This is a genomic window from Streptomyces arenae (assembly GCF_022343545.1).
Classification (GTDB): Bacteria; Actinomycetota; Actinomycetes; order Streptomycetales; family Streptomycetaceae; genus Streptomyces; species Streptomyces humi.
Map to the genome: position 1 here is coordinate 70,160 of NZ_JAKQYH010000091.1, position 14,992 is coordinate 85,151.

A 14,992-nucleotide genomic window follows, 5' to 3' on the forward strand; every position below is an offset into this window, starting at 1 on the left:
GCCGCGCTGGCCATGGGCGCGGCCACCGGCTTCACCCGCGACCGCCGTGTCCTGCACGTCCGCCCCGGTGACTCCGTCCAGGCGGCCGTCGACGCGGTGCCGGGCCCCGGCTGGACGGTCCTCGTGCACCCGGGGACGTACCGCGAGGTCGTCGACGTGCCCGCCGGAACCGTGGAGTTGACGATACGCGGGGCCGAACGTGATCCGCGCGCCGCCGTCATCGTCCACGACAACGCCAACGGGACGCAGAAGCCCGACGGTTCGGGAACCTACGGCACCGCCGGCTCCGCCACCTTCACCTCGGCGGCGCCGGGGCTGGTCGTCCGCGACCTCACCCTCGCCAACGACTGGCTGCGCGCCGACCACCCCGACATCACCGGCACCCAGGCCGTCGCCGCGTACCTGACGGGCGACCGGACGCACTTCGAGAACGTCCGGCTGCTCGGCCACCAGGACACCCTGTTCGCCGACACCACCGAACTGGGCTCCTTCGACCGGCAGTTCTTCCACCGCTGTCACATCGAGGGCGATGTCGACTTCGTCTTCGGACGCGCGCGGGCGGTGTACGAGCACTGCCACTTCCGCACCCTGCCACGGGACGTCACCTTCACCCCCAAGGGCATGGTGTTCGCCCCCTCGACCGCCCGTGCGGACCCGTACGGGTTCCTCGCCGTCCGCTGCCGGTTCTCCTCCGGCGCGGAGGACGGGGCGTACAAGCTGGCGCGGCCCTGGGTGCCGACGTACGAGACCACCGCCTGGCCCTCGCTGGTCGTGCGGGACAGTCTCATCGGCCCCGGGATCGACCCCGTCGCGCCCTACACGAACATGCGGGACGCCTACCCCTGGCAGTCCATGCGGTTCGCGGAGTACCGCAACACCGGGCCCGGCGCGGTGATCACCGTCCCCGCGAACCGGCCCCAGCTCACCGACGCCGAGGCGCTGTCGCACACCCCCGCGGCCTACCTCGGCGACTGGAAACCCCTCGGACACCCGACCCGCTCACTCTGATCGACGAAAGGACCCGCACGTCATGCGTCGACTCAGCACCTTCACCGCACTCGCCGTGACCACGGCATCGCTCGGGCTCGCCGTCATGGCCACCCCGGCGCACGCGGCGACCGTCGTGGTCAGCAACTCCACCGACCTGACCAGCGCCATCAAGAACGCCACCGCCGGCGAGGTCATCCAGGTCCGCGGCGGCACCTACTACCCGACGGCCACCCTCCAGTCCACGGTCGACGGGACCTCGTCCGCGCCGGTCACGCTCACCGCGTACGGCTCGGAGACGGTCAAGATCGACGGCTCGTCACTGCCGTCCGGCGACTGGATCTTCAAGCTGACCGCGGACTACTGGAACGTCTCCGACATCACCTTCCAGAACTCCCCGGACAGCGCGGTGGTCTGCCAGTCCTGCACCGGCACCAACTGGACCAACATCAAGACCATCAACGGCGGCGACTCCGGCTTCACGCTCACCGGCGACGGGACCGTGAACAACACCGTCAGGAACCTGGACAGCTACGGCAACTACGACGCCGCGACCCACGGGCAGAACGCCGACGGGGTCGCCATCAAGTTCGGCTCCGGCACCGGCAACCTCGTCACCGGCGCCCGGCTCTACAACAACTCGGACGACGGGATCGACCTCTGGTCGTTCTCCTCGCCGGTCACGATCGAGCACACCTGGTCCTTCGGCAACGGCGTCAACCGCTGGGGCGACTCCGCCTTCGAGGGCAACGGCAACGGCTTCAAGCTGGGCGGCAACGGCGTCACCGTCGCCCACGTCGTCAACAACTCGGCCGCCTGGGGCAACGCCGGCAACGGCTTCACCGAGAACTCCAACACCGGGGCGATCGTGATCAACCGCACCACCGCCTACGCCAACTCCCAGTGGGGCTACTACTTCGCGACCAGCGCGGCCCGCCTGGGCAAGAACCTCGCGGTGAGCAACGGCAGCGGCTCGGTCACCAAGGGCTCGTCGGTGGTGTCGGCCGGGAACAACTGGGACAGCGGCATCAGCACCCCGTCCTTCGTCTCCACGGACGCGTCGACCACCTACAACGCCCGCAAGTCGGACGGCTCGCTGCCCGCGACGACCTTCCTGACCACCGGCAGCACGACCATCGGCGCGACGATGAACTGAACCGCCCAGGGCGCTTGACCCGGTTTTTGCCCGCCGATGAGATATCGATCGGGCAACGGGTCTCGCGCCCGCCCGGATGACGCGCGTAGAACTCGTGTCATGCATAAGTCACTTCGGATCACGGCGATCGCGGCCGCCTGCGCCGTCGCCGGCGGCGCCCTCTACGGAGCCGGTGCCGCCACCGCCGGTCAGTCGACCGCGAACTCCACCCACGAGCCCTACAACATCGGGCTCTTGGTGAAGGACATCGACACCTACTACGGCACCACCGCCGACGCCAACGGCGTGTACCAGGCGTCCCCGGACAGCCCGTACGCCAAGGACCTGGCGCGCATCGACGCGGCCGTGGAGCGCCAGATCGACAAGGCGGCGCGCAAGGCGCACCGCCACGGCGAGAAGCCCGCGGTGGTCTTCGACATCGACGACACGCTGCTGCTCAGCCTCGACTACGAGAAGCGCTACAACTACACGTACAACGGCACCACCTGGGCCGACTACGTCAACAAGGCCGACCGGCCGGGCGTCTTCGGCAGTGCCGAGCTGGTCCGGTACGCCGAGAGCAAGGGCGTCGAGGTCTTCTACAACTCCGGTCTCAGCGAGGCGCAGCGCACCGCCGCCGTCGAGAACCTGAAGAAGATCGGCGCCGACGTCAACCTCGACGCCGCGCACATGTTCCTCAAGGACAAGGCCAACCCGCCGTCCTACCTCAGCGCCTGCGCCACCCCGGGCACCTGGAACTGCACCACCGTGCAGTACAAGTCCGGCACCCGCAAGCACATCGAGCAGGACCTCGGGTACGACATCGTCGCCAACCTCGGCGACCAGTACTCGGACCTGGACGGCGGCTACGCGGACCGCACGTACAAGCTGCCGAACCCGACGTACTTCGTGTCGTAACCAGGTCGGCGGCAACCCTTTCCGGCCATGGCGGCGACTGGGAGGCAGAAACGGGCCGGGGCGGCCCCTCCGGCCCGTTTCGCTCCCCTCGTCGGCACGTCGCCATGGACGTCAAGGAAAGGAACGGCCCGTGCGCTTCAGCACCGGACGCCACCGCAGGACGCGTACCCTCTCGATCGCCGCGGCGGTGGCCGTCGCCGCGGGGGCGGGAGGCGTCTACCTCGGCCTGTCGAACGGCGGTGCCCAGGCCGCCACCAGCACGGTCACCGTCTCCACCACCGCACAACTGGAGGCGGCCGTCGCGCACGCCGGCGCCGGCACCGTCATCCAGGTGCGCGGGGGCACGTACTACCCGACCGCCACCCTCAAGTCGACGGTCAGCGGCACGAGTTCCGCCCGTATCACCCTTGAGGCACACGGCGCCGAGAAGGTGAGGATCGACGGCTCCGAGCTGCCCGCCGGGTCCTGGCTCACCGGGATCTACGGCAGCTACTGGACCGTACAGAACCTCACCTTCCAGAACTCCCCGGCCCAGGGCTTCGTCGCCACCTCGTCCACCGGCGGCGTCTTCAGGAACCTCGTGACCGCGGACAACGGCGACTCCGGGTTCACGCTGCGCGGCGACAACACGGTGGACAACCTCGTGCAGAACCTGGACAGCCACGGCAACTACGACAAGGCCGGGCACGGCCAGAACGCCGACGGCATCGCCGTCAAGTTCGGCTCGGGCACGGGCAACAAGGTGACCGGCGCGCGCCTCTACGACAACTCGGACGACGGCCTCGACCTCTGGCAGTTCTCGTCCCCGGTCACCGTGGAGCACAGCTGGGCCTTCGGCAACGGCAGGAACCGCTGGGGCGACTCCGCGTTCGAGGGCAACGGCAACGGCTTCAAGCTCGGCGGCGGCGGTGTCGCCGTCGCGCACGTCGTCAACGACGACGCGTCCTGGGACAACACCCTGAACGGGTTCACCGAGAACTCCAACACCGGGGCGATCGTGCTGAACCGCAACACGGCGTACGCCAACGGGGAGTCCGGGTTCTTCTTCGGGACGAGCAGGTCGCGACTGGCCCGGAACCTGTCCGTCGGCAACGGGGGCGGCCTTCGCACGCTCGGCTCCCGCACCGTCTCCGCCGCCAACAACTGGGACGGCGGGGTGGCCACGCCGGCGTTCAGGTCGACGGACGCGACGACCGCGTACGGGGCCCGCGGCGCCGGCGGTTCGCTGCCCGTCACGACCTTCCTGACCACGGGGTCCGGCACCATCGGCGCGACCATGAACTGAGGCCGGTCCGGACCCGGACGCACGGTTCCCCGCGCCCCTGCCGCTTCTTCTCGGGGCGCGGGGAACCGTGCACGGCCGGCCGTTCCGGACGGCATGTTCCCGGACCTCACCACCGGGGGTCGTGCCGCCGCCCTCGCGGCCGTCGGGGACGAGCCGGTTCGCCGTGTGCGGCCGGCTCGCCCGTCGGTACCCGGTCGCCGCCCGTGGGGAAAAGGTTGCCGTGTTCCCGTGGTTTCTCTACGAGTCGCCGTCGGTCGTCGTGTGGGTGGCGAAGTCGCCGGTCACCGCGTACTGCTTGCCGCCCGCGGTGCCCGTGATCGTGTAGCTGTCGTCCCCGGCGTCGCGGCCGCCCTGCTTGTGGTTGTACTGGCCCGCGAACACCCACTCGCCGACGGCGACCCCGCTGCCCGGCTTGAGTGTCCACGTGTAGACCAGGAAGCCGTCCTGCTCGGCCACCGTCTGGGTGAAGTCGGTCTCCGGCAGCGAGCGCCAGGCACCGGCGTTCGACACCCCGCCGGTCTGGGCCACCTTCAACCGCACCGTGAGGGAGGTCAGCCGGCCGGTGGTCTTCAGGGTCACGTCGGACTGCGCCCAGAAGTCGTTGCTGTGCGGGTCCACCGAGCCGTCCGACCACAGCGGGCCGTCCTGCTCGCCCGTGGCGACGGGCGCGGTGGCGGTGGCCTTCGGGGAGGAGGACGGTGTCGAACTCGCCCTGGAGGAGGCGGACGTCGAGGGCGTGGCCGGCGGCGGCGGGGCCGCCGAGCGGGACGGCGGGCGGCTGGTCGCGTCCGGGGACCCGGAGGGCGTCGGGGAGACCGCCACCGTCTTCTCGGTGGGGGTGGGCTTCACGGCCGAGGCGACCGCGTAGCCGCCGAAGCCGAGGACCGCGGCGACCGCGGCCGTGGCGCCGACCACCCGGATCCAGCCGAACACCGGTGGCAGGGTGGCGCGATGGCCGGGCCGGTCCTGCGCGGTCATGCCCCGCTCGATCCGGGCCAGGACACGGGCGCGGTCGGGTTCGTGCGCCTCGGCGGCCTCGTGCAGCCGGGCGCGCAGCTCGTCGTGCACGTCCTGCTGGCTCATCGGTTCCTTCCTCCGCTCTGGCCGGCGCGCGGTGCCATCACCGCGTGCACCCGCTGCGGAACACCCTGGCCGCCGAGCAGCTTCTGCAACTCGGCCATCCCCTTCGACGTCTGGCTCTTAACGGTACCCACCGAGATCCCCAGGGCGAGCGCGGTGTCCTTCTCCGACAGGTCGAACGCGTGCCGGAGGACCACACACGCCCGTTTGCGGAAGGGCAGGCGGCGCAGCGCGTCCTGGACGTCGACCACTCCGGCGATGTCCGGGTTCTCGGTCCGTTCCTCGCGGTGCGACCAGAACAGGGCGACCCGGCGGCGCTCGCGCACGGCGCTGCGGATCCGGGTGCGGGCCAGGTTGGCGACGACGCCCCGGGCGTAGGCCACCGGGTGGTCGGCCGCGCGCACCCGGTCCCAGCGGTGCCACAGCGCCAGCAGTGCGTCGGCCGCGAGATCGTCGGCGGCATCGGCCTCGCCGGTCAAGAGGTAGGCCAGCCGTGAGAGTTCGGCGTAGTGGCGTTCGAAGAAGGCATGGAACTCCACGGAGGCGGCGTCGTCGACGACTGTGCCCACGTGTGACCTCCGAAGGAACGTTCCGGCGAGATGCGGAGCGTAGCAGTGATCATTTGGTGTGCTTCGTACGGGGGTTCGGTGCGTGGGTGCTATTCCGTAACACGGGGAAAACCTGAAACCGGTTCGACGCGGGAACAATCCAGCCAGCATCCGCACACCCTTGATCAGGCAACGAGGAGTACGACCATGTCCGAGACGCAGAAGGCGGACCCGCCGCAGAGCGCCGCACCACCTGCCGGGAACGGCGTCGACCGGTTCTTCCGGATCACCGAACGGGGATCCACCTTCGGCCGTGAGATACGCGGCGGCTTCGCCACGTTCTTCACGATGGCCTACATCCTTGTCCTGAACCCGATCATCCTCGGCAGCGCCAAGGACAAGTTCGGCCACACCCTCGACACCGGCCAGCTCGTCACCGCCACCGCGCTGGTGGCGTGTGTGATGACGATCATCATGGGGGTCGGCGGCAACCTCCCGCTGGCCATCGCGGCCGGCCTCGGCCTCAACGCGGTGGTGGCCTTCCAGTTGGCGCCGCTGATGAGCTGGTCCGACGCGATGGGCCTGGTCGTCCTCGAAGGCCTGCTGATCTGTGTGCTCGTCGTGACCGGGCTGCGCGAGGCGATCATGAACGCGATCCCGCAGCAGCTGAAGCAGGCGATCGGTGTCGGCATCGGGCTGTTCATCGCCTTCATCGGCTTCGTCGACGCGGGCTTCGTCAGCCGGATCCCGGACGCCGCGGACACCACCGTGCCGGTGCAGCTGGGCGCGGTCGGCAGGCTCACCGGCTGGCCCGTACTGGTCTTCTGTCTTGGCGTGCTCCTGACCATCGCGCTGGTGGCCCGCAAGGTGAAGGGCGCGATCCTGATCAGCATCGTCACCATGACCGTGGTGGCGATCGTCATCAACTCGGTCGCCGACATCAAGAGCTGGGGCCTGACCACGCCGAAGGTCCCCGACAAGATCGTGGACGCCCCCGACTTCGGGCTCATCGGTCACTTCAGCCTGTTCGGCGGCTTCGCCAAGGCCGGTGTCCTCACCGCGGTCCTGCTGGTCTTCACCCTGATCCTGTCCGACTTCTTCGACGCCATGGGCACGATCGTGGGCATCAGCGCGGAGGCGGGGCTGCTGGACGAGCAGGGGCAGGTGCCCGGCATCGGGCGGGTGCTGTTCATCGACGGCGCGGCGGCGGTGGCCGGCGGCCTCGGCTCGGCCTCCTCCAACACGGCCTACATCGAGTCGGCGGCCGGGGTGGGGGAGGGGGCCCGCACCGGGTTCGCCAACCTGATCACCGGCGGCCTGTTCGGACTCGCGCTGTTCCTCACCCCGCTGCTGACGATCGTGCCGCTCCAGGCGGCCGCGCCCGCGCTGATCGCCGTGGGCTTCCTGATGATGACCCACGTCAAGCACATCGAGTGGGACAGGTACGAGATCGCGATCCCGGCGTTCCTGACGATCGCCGCGATGCCGTTCACCTACTCGATCACGGACGGCATCGGGGCGGGGTTCCTGGCGTACGTCGTCATCAAGGCGGTGCTGGGGAAGGCGAAGGAGGTCAACTGGCTGCTGTGGGTGGTGTCGGCGCTGTTCCTGGTGTACTTCGCGATCGATCCGGTGGAGCAGGTGCTGGGTGTGAAGTAGGGGGTGGGGCGCGGGGTGTGCGCTGTCGGCCGCGGGTTCGCCGTGGCCGGTCGCGCCCCGCGGCGGTAGCCGCACATCGACTACCGCCCCGCGCCCCTGCGGGGCGCTCCGGTTCGGGAGTTACTTCAGGGCCGCCTGCATCATCGCCTTCGCCACCGGGGCCGCCAGGCCGTTGCCGCTGACCTCCGACCTCGCGGCGTCCGACTGTTCGACCATCACCGCCACCGCGACTTCCTTGCCGGTGCTGTCCGACTTGCCGTACGCCGTGAACCAGGCGTACGGCGTCTTGCTGTTGTTCTCGCCGTGCTGGGCCGTGCCCGTCTTGCCGCCCACCGTGACGCCGTCGATCCGCGCGTTCGTGCCCGTGCCCTGTTCGATGACCGTCTGCATCGCGGACTGGAGCTGCTCGGCCGTCGAGGAGCTGACGATCTCCTTGGTGCTGGTCTCGTCGTCGTAGTTCTTGAGGACGTCGCCGCCGCTGTCGGTGATCTGGGAGACCATGTGCGGGGAGACCAGCTTGCCGCCGTTGGCAATGGCCGCCGACACCATGGCCATCTGGAGCGGGGTCGCCGTGACGTCGAACTGGCCGATGCCGGAGAGACCGGTCTGGGCCTTGTCCATGTCCTTGGGGTAGACGCTGGCGTAGGCCCGGACGGGGATGTCCAGCTTGCTGTCGTCGAAGCCGAACTTCTCGGCCATCGCCCGCACCTTGTCCTGGCCCAGGTCGACGGCCATCTTGCCGAAGACGTTGTTGCAGGAGTACTGGAGGGCCACCCGGATCGAGGCGTTCTCGCAGGGCGCGGACGTGCTCTCGTTCCGCAGCGGGGTCGTGGTGCCCGGCAGGGTGTACGGGTTGGGGCTCACCGTCCTGTCGTTGACGTTCTTGTAGAGCCCGTCCTCCAGCGCGGCCGCCGCGACCACCAGCTTGAACGTCGAACCCGGCGGCAGCGGCTGGCGCAGCGCCCGGTTGGTCAGCGGCTTGTCCGCGTCGGCGATCAGCGACTTCCAGGCCGTGCCGGCGGTGTTCGCGTCGGTGAGGGTGTCCGGGTCGTACGACGGGGTGGAGACGACCGCCAGGATCTTCCCGGTCTTCGGGTCGATCGCGACCGCGCCGCCCTTCTTGTCGCCGAGCGCCCGGTAGGCCGCCTTCTGGACGGCCGGGTCGATCGTCGTGATCACGTTGCCGGGGTCGGCGCGCTGCCCGGTGATCGTGTCCATCACGGATTTCAGCCGGTTGTCGGTGCCGTTGAGCAGGTCCTGGTAGATGCCCTCCAACTGGGTCGGGGCGTAGCTCTGCGAGGCGAAGCCCGTCACCGCCGCGTACAGCTTGCCGTCCGTGTACGTGCGCTTGTACTTGAGGTCGCTGCCCGACGTCCGTGCCGAGCCGGTGACCGAGTCACCGGCCACGATGATGTTCCCGAGCGGCTGCGAGTACGTCTGGATCGCGTTCCGCCGGTTGTCCTTGTCGTCCGCGAGTGCCTGGCCGTCGTAGAACTGCACCCATGTCGCCCTGCCCAGCAGAACGAGCACGAGCAGCAGTGTGAAGACGGACGCCCGCCTGATCGTCTTGTTCATCCCGCTCGGACAGACGAGTGAGGACCGGGTGTCCGTTCCCGTTACAACGAAATTCTCATCGTTGGCTCATCCGGAGGGGTCGCGGGCGACGGGGTCGGAGCCGACGGGGTCAGGGCCGGCGGGTCAGAGCCGGCGGGTCGCCAGGGTCAGCCGGTCCCGGGCGTCGAACAGGGCGTCCTTGATCATCTGCTCGTGGGCGGGGGTGAGCCGGGCCACCGGGACCGAACAGCTGATCGCGTCCCGGGCCGGGGTGCGGTAGGGGATCGCCACCCCGAAGCAGCGCAGCCCGAGGGTGTTCTCCTCGCGGTCGACCGAGAAGCCCTGCTCGCGGATCTGGTGCAGCTCCTCGATGAGCTTCTCGCGGTCGGTGAGGGTGTGCTCGGTGAGCGCGGGCAGCGTCTCCGGCAGCAGCTTGCGGACCTGCTCGTCGGTGTGGGTGGCGAGCAGCGCCTTGCCGAGGGAGGTGGAGTGCGCGGGCAGCCGGCGGCCGACCCGGGTGAAGGGGCGCAGGTAGTGCTGGGACTGGCGGGTGGCCAGGTAGACCACGTTGGTGCCGTCCAGACGCGCCAGGTGGATGGTCTCCGTGGTGTCGTCGGAGAGCCGGTCCAGGGTCGGGCGGGCCGCCGCGACCACCTCGTCGCCGTCGATGTACGACGTGCCGACCAGCAGCGCCCGCACCCCGATGCCGTACCGGGTACCGGTCGCGTCGGTCTCCACCCAGCCCAGCTCCACCAGGGTGCGCAGCAGCATGTAGAGGCTGGACTTGGGATATCCGACGGCCTCCTGGACCGCCGCGAGGGAGTGCATACCGGGCCGGCCCGCGAAGTACTCGAGCAATTCCACGGTCCGCACCGCGGACTTGACCTGCGCCCCGCCGCCTGTCTCGCCTGCCGACATCGCCCTTGACCCCTTCGTTGGACGGAAATAATCTCCAACAGCATATTCATCATCAGAGACAGCGTTCAGTATATCGAACATCCCTGGTGAATGACCCGGATACTGCGGCAGAACGCAACTCATGGAGGGACCCGCGGTGGCAGCAGCACCAGTCTGGAGTGTCGACCCGCGCACCGGGAAGCAGCGTGAACAGGTTGCGGTCGAGGCCACAGCCGAAGAGGTGGACGCCGTCGTCACGGCCGCGCACGCCGTACGCGGCTCCCTCGCCGACCGCAGCGTCCGCGCGGCCTTCCTTCGCTCGGCCGCCGCCGGACTCGAGGCGGCCAAGGACGGGTTGGTCGAGGCCGCCGACGCGGAGACCGCGCTCGGCCCGGTCCGGCTCACCGGCGAACTCGCCCGTACCGCCTACCAGCTGCGGGCCTTCGCGGACATCGTCGACGAGGGCGCCTTCCTCGACGTCATCATCAACCACCCCGACCCCACGGCCACCCCGCCCATCCCGGACCTGCGCCGCTACAAGGTCCCGCTGGGCGTCGTCGCCGTCTACTCGGCCTCCAACTTCCCCTTCGCCTTCTCGGTCGCCGGCGGTGACACCGCGAGCGCGCTGGCCGCGGGCAACCCGGTCGTCGTCAAGGCCCACCCCGACCATCCGGCCCTGTCGGAGCTGGTCGCCAGGGTGCTGCGCCGGGCCGCCGCCGAGCACGGGATCCCGGAGGCCGTCGTCGGTCTCGTGCACGGCTTCGAGGCCGGTATCGAGCTGATCAGGCACCCGCTGGTCGCCGCGGCCGGCTTCACCGGTTCGGTCCGCGGCGGGCGGGCGCTCTTCGACGCGGCCGCCGCGCGTCCGGTCCCGATCCCCTTCCACGGCGAACTGGGCTCCCTGAACCCGGTCCTGGTCACCGAGGCCGCGGCCGCCGAGCGCGGCGGTGAGATCGGCACCGGGCTCGCCGGGTCGATGACGCTGGGCGTGGGCCAGTTCTGCGTCAAGCCGGGGCTGGTGCTGGTGCCGTCCGGCGCCGCCGGTGACGGACTGGTCAAGTCCCTCACGGACGCGGTCAGCGACACTGACGCGGGTGTGCTCCTCGACCACCGGATGCGGGACAACTTCATCGCCGGGGTCGCCGAGCGCGCCGGACTCCCCGACGTGGAGAGCCCGGTGACGCCCGGTGCGGGCGGCCGGCACACCGTCAGCGCGGGGTTCCTCTCGGTCGCGGCGGACAAGCTGGCCCAGGCGGGCGCGTACGACCTGCTCCTGGAGGAGTGCTTCGGGCCGGTGACCGTGGTGGCGCGTTACGAGGACCGCGACGAGGCGACGGCGGTGCTTTCGCGGCTGCCGGGGAACCTCACGGCGACGGTCCACGTCTCCGCCGAGGAGGCCGCGGGGGAGGGGCTCGGGGCGGAGATCCTCGCGGAGCTGACGCCGCTGGCCGGGCGCGTGCTGGTCAACGGGTGGCCGACGGGGGTCGCCGTGGCTCCGGCCCAGCAGCACGGGGGGCCCTACCCGGCGACCACGTCGACGTCCACGTCGGTGGGGGGCACGGCCATCGAGCGGTGGCTGCGGCCGGTCGCCTATCAGGGGGCGCCGGCGGCTCTGCTGCCGGCGGAGCTGCGTGACGAGAATCCGCTGGGGCTTCCCCGTCGGTTCAACGGGGTGCTGGAGAGGTAGGGCCGTGGGGGGGGCGTGGGGTGCGTCGCCGGGTGACGGTTCGTCGTGGTTGCTCGCGCAGTTCCCCGCGCCCCTTCGGGCGCGGTTGCCCCTGCGTATGTTCCGAAGTGCTCCTGACACAATCTGACCATGGACCTGGAACTTCCCGAACTTCCCTTCCCGCTCCGTACCTACGGGCCCGACGGGCACTGGTTCTATGAGGACGGGGTGCTCACCGGGTGGGCCGGGGCCCGTCAGGACCGGTTCGTGTCGCCCACCGGGGAGGCGCTGGATCCCGCCTCCGACGCGCCCCGGCTGCTCGGGGCGCCCGAAGGGGACTTCCAGCTGATCGCCCGGGTCACCGTGGGCTTCGGTGCCGCCTTCGACGCCGGTGTGCTGTACGTCCATGTCGGCGACCGCGCCTGGGCCAAGCTCTGCCTGGAGAACTCCCCGGACGTGCCCACCGTCTGCACGGTGGTCACCCGGGGGCACTCTGACGACTCCAACTCCTTCACGGTCGAGGGGAGTTCGGTCTGGCTGCGGATCAGCCGCACCGGACGGGCACTGGCCTTCCACGCCTCCCGCGACGGCCGGACGTGGACCTTCGTGCGGCTCTTCACGCTCGGCGGCGAGAAGGAGACGGAGGCCGCGCTGGTCGGCTTCATGACCCAGTCGCCGCTCGGCGAGGGCTGCGTGGTGACGTACGACCACATCGAGTTCAGGCCCGGCTGGCCGGACGACCTGCGCGACGGAAGCTGACGGGGGGCGGAACCGGCCCGGGTCCGGTCCCGTCCTCCCTTGCATGATCAGTGACCGTGTGCAGGGACCCCGTGTCATCCGGACCGCGCTGGCCGCCGAGGCGGAGAAGATCGCCGCGCTGCACCACCGGGCCCGGTCGACGTACTACCCGGACGGCCTGCCGGACGACGGCATCGACTGGACGGCCGCCTGGCGAGGCGCCGTGGAGCGCCCCGACGGCCACGTGCTGTGCGCGGTCGAGGCGGGCGAGATCATCGGCATCGCCTCCTTCCGCGCCCCCGAGGGCGGCCCGGCGGAGACGGTCAAGCTGTACCAGTTCCACGTCGACCCGGACCGCTGGCGGGCCGGGATCGGCCGGGCCCTGCACGCCGCCTGTGTGGAGCAGTGGCAGGCCGACGGGAAGCGGACGGCCGTCCTGGACGTGCATGTCGACAACCGCCGGGCCCAGGCCTTCTACGCCCGCCAGGGCTGGGTGCCGGACCCGGACAACCCGCCCGCCGAGGGCGACCACCACCTGTACCTGCGCTACGCGGTCGGCGGGGAATGAAGCGCACTGGTTGAAGGTTCAGGTACTGGAAGACGTCTCACTACCTGGAGAGCCGAAGACATGCGCGTCGAGATCTGGAGCGACATCGCCTGCCCGTGGTGCTACGTGGGCAAGGCCCGCTTCGAGAAGGCGCTCGCCGCCTTCCCGCACCGCGACGAGGTCGAGGTGGTGCACCGCTCCTTCGAGCTGGACCCCGGCCGCGCCAAGGACGACGTCCAGCCGGTCCTCGCCATGCTCAGCAAGAAGTACGGCATGAGCGAGGCCCAGGCCCAGGCGGGCGAGGACAACCTGGGCGCGCAGGCCGCCGCCGAGGGGCTCGACTACCGCACCCGGGGCCGTGACCACGGCAACACCTTCGACCTGCACCGGCTGCTGCACCTCGCCAAGGAGCAGGGCCGGCAGGACCAGCTCGTCCAGATCCTGTACCGGGCGAACTTCGCCGAGGAACGCTCCCTCTTCAGCGAGGGCGCCGACCGTGTGGTCAAGCTCGCGGTGGAGGCCGGCCTGGACGAGGCGGCCGTGCGCGCGGTGCTCGCCGACCCCGCCGCCTATGCCGACGAGGTCCGCGCCGACGAGCGCGAGGCCGCCGAGCTCGGTGCGAACGGGGTGCCGTTCTTCGTCCTCGACCGGAAGTACGGCGTCTCGGGCGCCCAGCCCGCCGAGGTGTTCACCCAGGCGCTCAGCCAGGCCTGGAGCGCGCGCTCCCCGCTCCAGCTCCTCGACGAGGGTGGCGCCGAGGCCTGCGGGCCGGACGGGTGCGCGGTCCCGCAGCACTGAGAAACCGCAGGTCAGAGCGGACGCATAAGCGATCCTTGGCAGGTCCTGTAAGAACTCCGCAATGGACGGGGGGTGCCCCGGACCGCAGAGTGGACCCATGGAGACCACGGAGACGTTCGAGAGCCTCGTCCGCGCCGAGTTCACCCCGAAGAGCACCTACCTCAACACCGCCAGCAACGGCCTGCTGCCGGCCCGTACCGTGGCCGCCCTGCACGAGGCGGCCCTGCTGCGGGCCGAAGGGCGGCCGCTCACCCCGCTGTACGAGGACGTGGAGGCGTGCCGGGCCGCCTACGCCCGGCTCGCCGGCGTCCCCGCGACCAGGGTCGCGGTGGGCGCCTCGGTCGCCGCGCACACCGGTGTGATCGCCGCCTCGCTGCCGGCCGGCGCGGAAGTCCTCATCGCCGAGGACGACTTCACCTCCGTGCTCAACCCGTTCCACGTCCGTGGCGACCTCAAGGTCCGTTCGGTGCCGCTGGAGCGCGTCGCGGAGTCGGTGCGCCCGGGCACCGCCCTGGTCGCGGTCAGCGCGGCCCAGTCGGCGGACGGCCGGATCGCCGACCTGCCCGCGCTGCGCGAGGCCGCCCGCGCCCACGGGGCCCGCACCTACGTCGACTTCTCCCAGGCCGCCGGCTGGCTGCCGATGGACGCCGACGCGTACGACTTCACCGCGTCCGTGGCCTTCAAGTGGCTGCTGGGCCCGCACGGCGCGGCCTTCCTCGTGGTCCCCGAGGACTTCGGCGGGCTGACCCCGGTGCTCGCGGGCTGGGTGGCGGCCGAGGTGCCGTGGGACAGCTGTTACGGCCCGGTCACCGAACTCGCCCACTCCGCCCGGCGGTTCGACCTCACCCACGCCCTGTTCACCTGCGCTGGTCTGCGCCGTTCGCTCGACCTGGTCGAGGAGCTCGGCGTGGCCGCCGTGCACGCCCACGACGTGGCCCTCGCCGACCGGTTCCGCGCCGGGCTCGCGACCCTCGGACACGAACCCGTGCCCGCGCCGGGCTCGGCGATCGTCTCCGTCCCCGGGCTCGGCGGCCGGCAGCCCGAGCTGAGCCGGGCCGGCATCGAGATCTCCAACCGGGCCGGCAACCTGCGCGCGGCCTTCCACGTCTACAACACCCCCGCCGACGTGGACCGCCTGCTCGACGCCCTCACGGGCTGACCGGCACGGCCCGGGGGCCGC

General features: G+C 70.7%; 14 protein-coding genes. 10 read left to right on the top strand and 4 right to left on the bottom strand.

Annotation, left to right across the window (positions count from 1 at the left end; all coding sequences use genetic code 11):
• Window positions 1–12 precede the first annotated feature (12 nt).
• The 4 genes from MB828_RS44130 (at window position 13) to MB828_RS44145 (ending at window position 4,325) form a co-directional block, all read left to right on the top strand.
• Window positions 13–1,008, top strand: a complete 996-nt coding sequence (locus MB828_RS44130) for a pectinesterase family protein (RefSeq protein ID WP_301653109.1) — start codon at window positions 13–15, stop codon at window positions 1,006–1,008.
• A 22-nt stretch (window positions 1,009–1,030) separates the two neighbouring features.
• Window positions 1,031–2,143 (top strand): right-handed parallel beta-helix repeat-containing protein, encoded by a 1,113-nt coding sequence (locus MB828_RS44135; protein ID WP_301653082.1) that lies wholly within the window; start codon window positions 1,031–1,033, stop codon window positions 2,141–2,143.
• 99 nt (window positions 2,144–2,242) lie between these two features.
• Window positions 2,243–3,040, top strand: a complete 798-nt coding sequence (locus MB828_RS44140) for an HAD family acid phosphatase (RefSeq protein WP_301653083.1) — start codon at window positions 2,243–2,245, stop codon at window positions 3,038–3,040.
• Window positions 3,041–3,170: 130 nt separating this feature from the next.
• Entirely contained in the window at window positions 3,171–4,325 is a 1,155-nt protein-coding gene (locus tag MB828_RS44145) for a right-handed parallel beta-helix repeat-containing protein (RefSeq protein WP_301653084.1), read from the top strand.
• A gap of 237 nt (window positions 4,326–4,562) precedes the next feature.
• Here MB828_RS44145 and MB828_RS44150 read toward each other — a convergent pair whose 3' ends face one another.
• Together MB828_RS44150 and MB828_RS44155 are read right to left on the bottom strand one after the other, a co-directional pair.
• A complete protein-coding gene (locus MB828_RS44150; protein WP_301653085.1) occupies window positions 4,563–5,408 on the bottom strand; it encodes a hypothetical protein in 846 nt (281 codons plus the stop codon).
• Entirely contained in the window at window positions 5,405–5,974 is a 570-nt protein-coding gene (locus MB828_RS44155) for a SigE family RNA polymerase sigma factor (protein ID WP_301653086.1), read from the bottom strand. The genes MB828_RS44150 and MB828_RS44155 overlap by 4 nt, the downstream gene beginning before the upstream one ends.
• Before the next feature lie 186 nt (window positions 5,975–6,160).
• Here MB828_RS44155 and MB828_RS44160 point away from each other — a divergent pair, with 186 nt between their 5' ends.
• Entirely contained in the window at window positions 6,161–7,612 is a 1,452-nt protein-coding gene (locus tag MB828_RS44160; RefSeq protein WP_133026953.1) for an NCS2 family permease, read from the top strand.
• A 120-nt stretch (window positions 7,613–7,732) separates the two neighbouring features.
• Here MB828_RS44160 and MB828_RS44165 read toward each other — a convergent pair whose 3' ends face one another.
• Both MB828_RS44165 and MB828_RS44170 read right to left on the bottom strand, forming a co-directional pair.
• Entirely contained in the window at window positions 7,733–9,187 is a 1,455-nt protein-coding gene (locus MB828_RS44165; protein WP_301653087.1) for a peptidoglycan D,D-transpeptidase FtsI family protein, read from the bottom strand.
• A gap of 123 nt (window positions 9,188–9,310) precedes the next feature.
• The gene (locus MB828_RS44170) at window positions 9,311–10,084 is read right to left on the bottom strand and encodes an IclR family transcriptional regulator (protein ID WP_046727921.1); all 774 of its coding nucleotides are present in this window, start codon (window positions 10,082–10,084) and stop codon (window positions 9,311–9,313) included.
• 136 nt (window positions 10,085–10,220) lie between these two features.
• On the opposite strand from MB828_RS44170, the gene MB828_RS44175 reads away from it, so the two are divergent.
• The 5 genes from MB828_RS44175 (at window position 10,221) to MB828_RS44195 (ending at window position 14,971) form a co-directional block, all read left to right on the top strand.
• Complete coding sequence (locus tag MB828_RS44175) at window positions 10,221–11,750, top strand: aldehyde dehydrogenase (NADP(+)) (RefSeq protein ID WP_301653088.1); 1,530 nt, start codon at window positions 10,221–10,223, stop codon at window positions 11,748–11,750.
• A gap of 129 nt (window positions 11,751–11,879) precedes the next feature.
• On the top strand, window positions 11,880–12,488 hold the full coding sequence (locus MB828_RS44180) for a DUF1349 domain-containing protein (RefSeq protein WP_133026950.1): 609 nt from the start codon (window positions 11,880–11,882) through the stop codon (window positions 12,486–12,488).
• A 43-nt stretch (window positions 12,489–12,531) separates the two neighbouring features.
• Window positions 12,532–13,035, top strand: coding sequence for a GNAT family N-acetyltransferase (locus MB828_RS44185; protein WP_301653089.1), 504 nt, complete (start codon window positions 12,532–12,534; stop codon window positions 13,033–13,035).
• A 60-nt stretch (window positions 13,036–13,095) separates the two neighbouring features.
• Window positions 13,096–13,812 (top strand): DsbA family oxidoreductase, encoded by a 717-nt coding sequence (locus tag MB828_RS44190; protein ID WP_301653090.1) that lies wholly within the window; start codon window positions 13,096–13,098, stop codon window positions 13,810–13,812.
• Between the two features lie 97 nt (window positions 13,813–13,909).
• Window positions 13,910–14,971 (top strand): aminotransferase class V-fold PLP-dependent enzyme, encoded by a 1,062-nt coding sequence (locus MB828_RS44195; protein WP_301653091.1) that lies wholly within the window; start codon window positions 13,910–13,912, stop codon window positions 14,969–14,971.
• The last annotated feature ends 21 nt before the right edge of the window (window positions 14,972–14,992 follow it).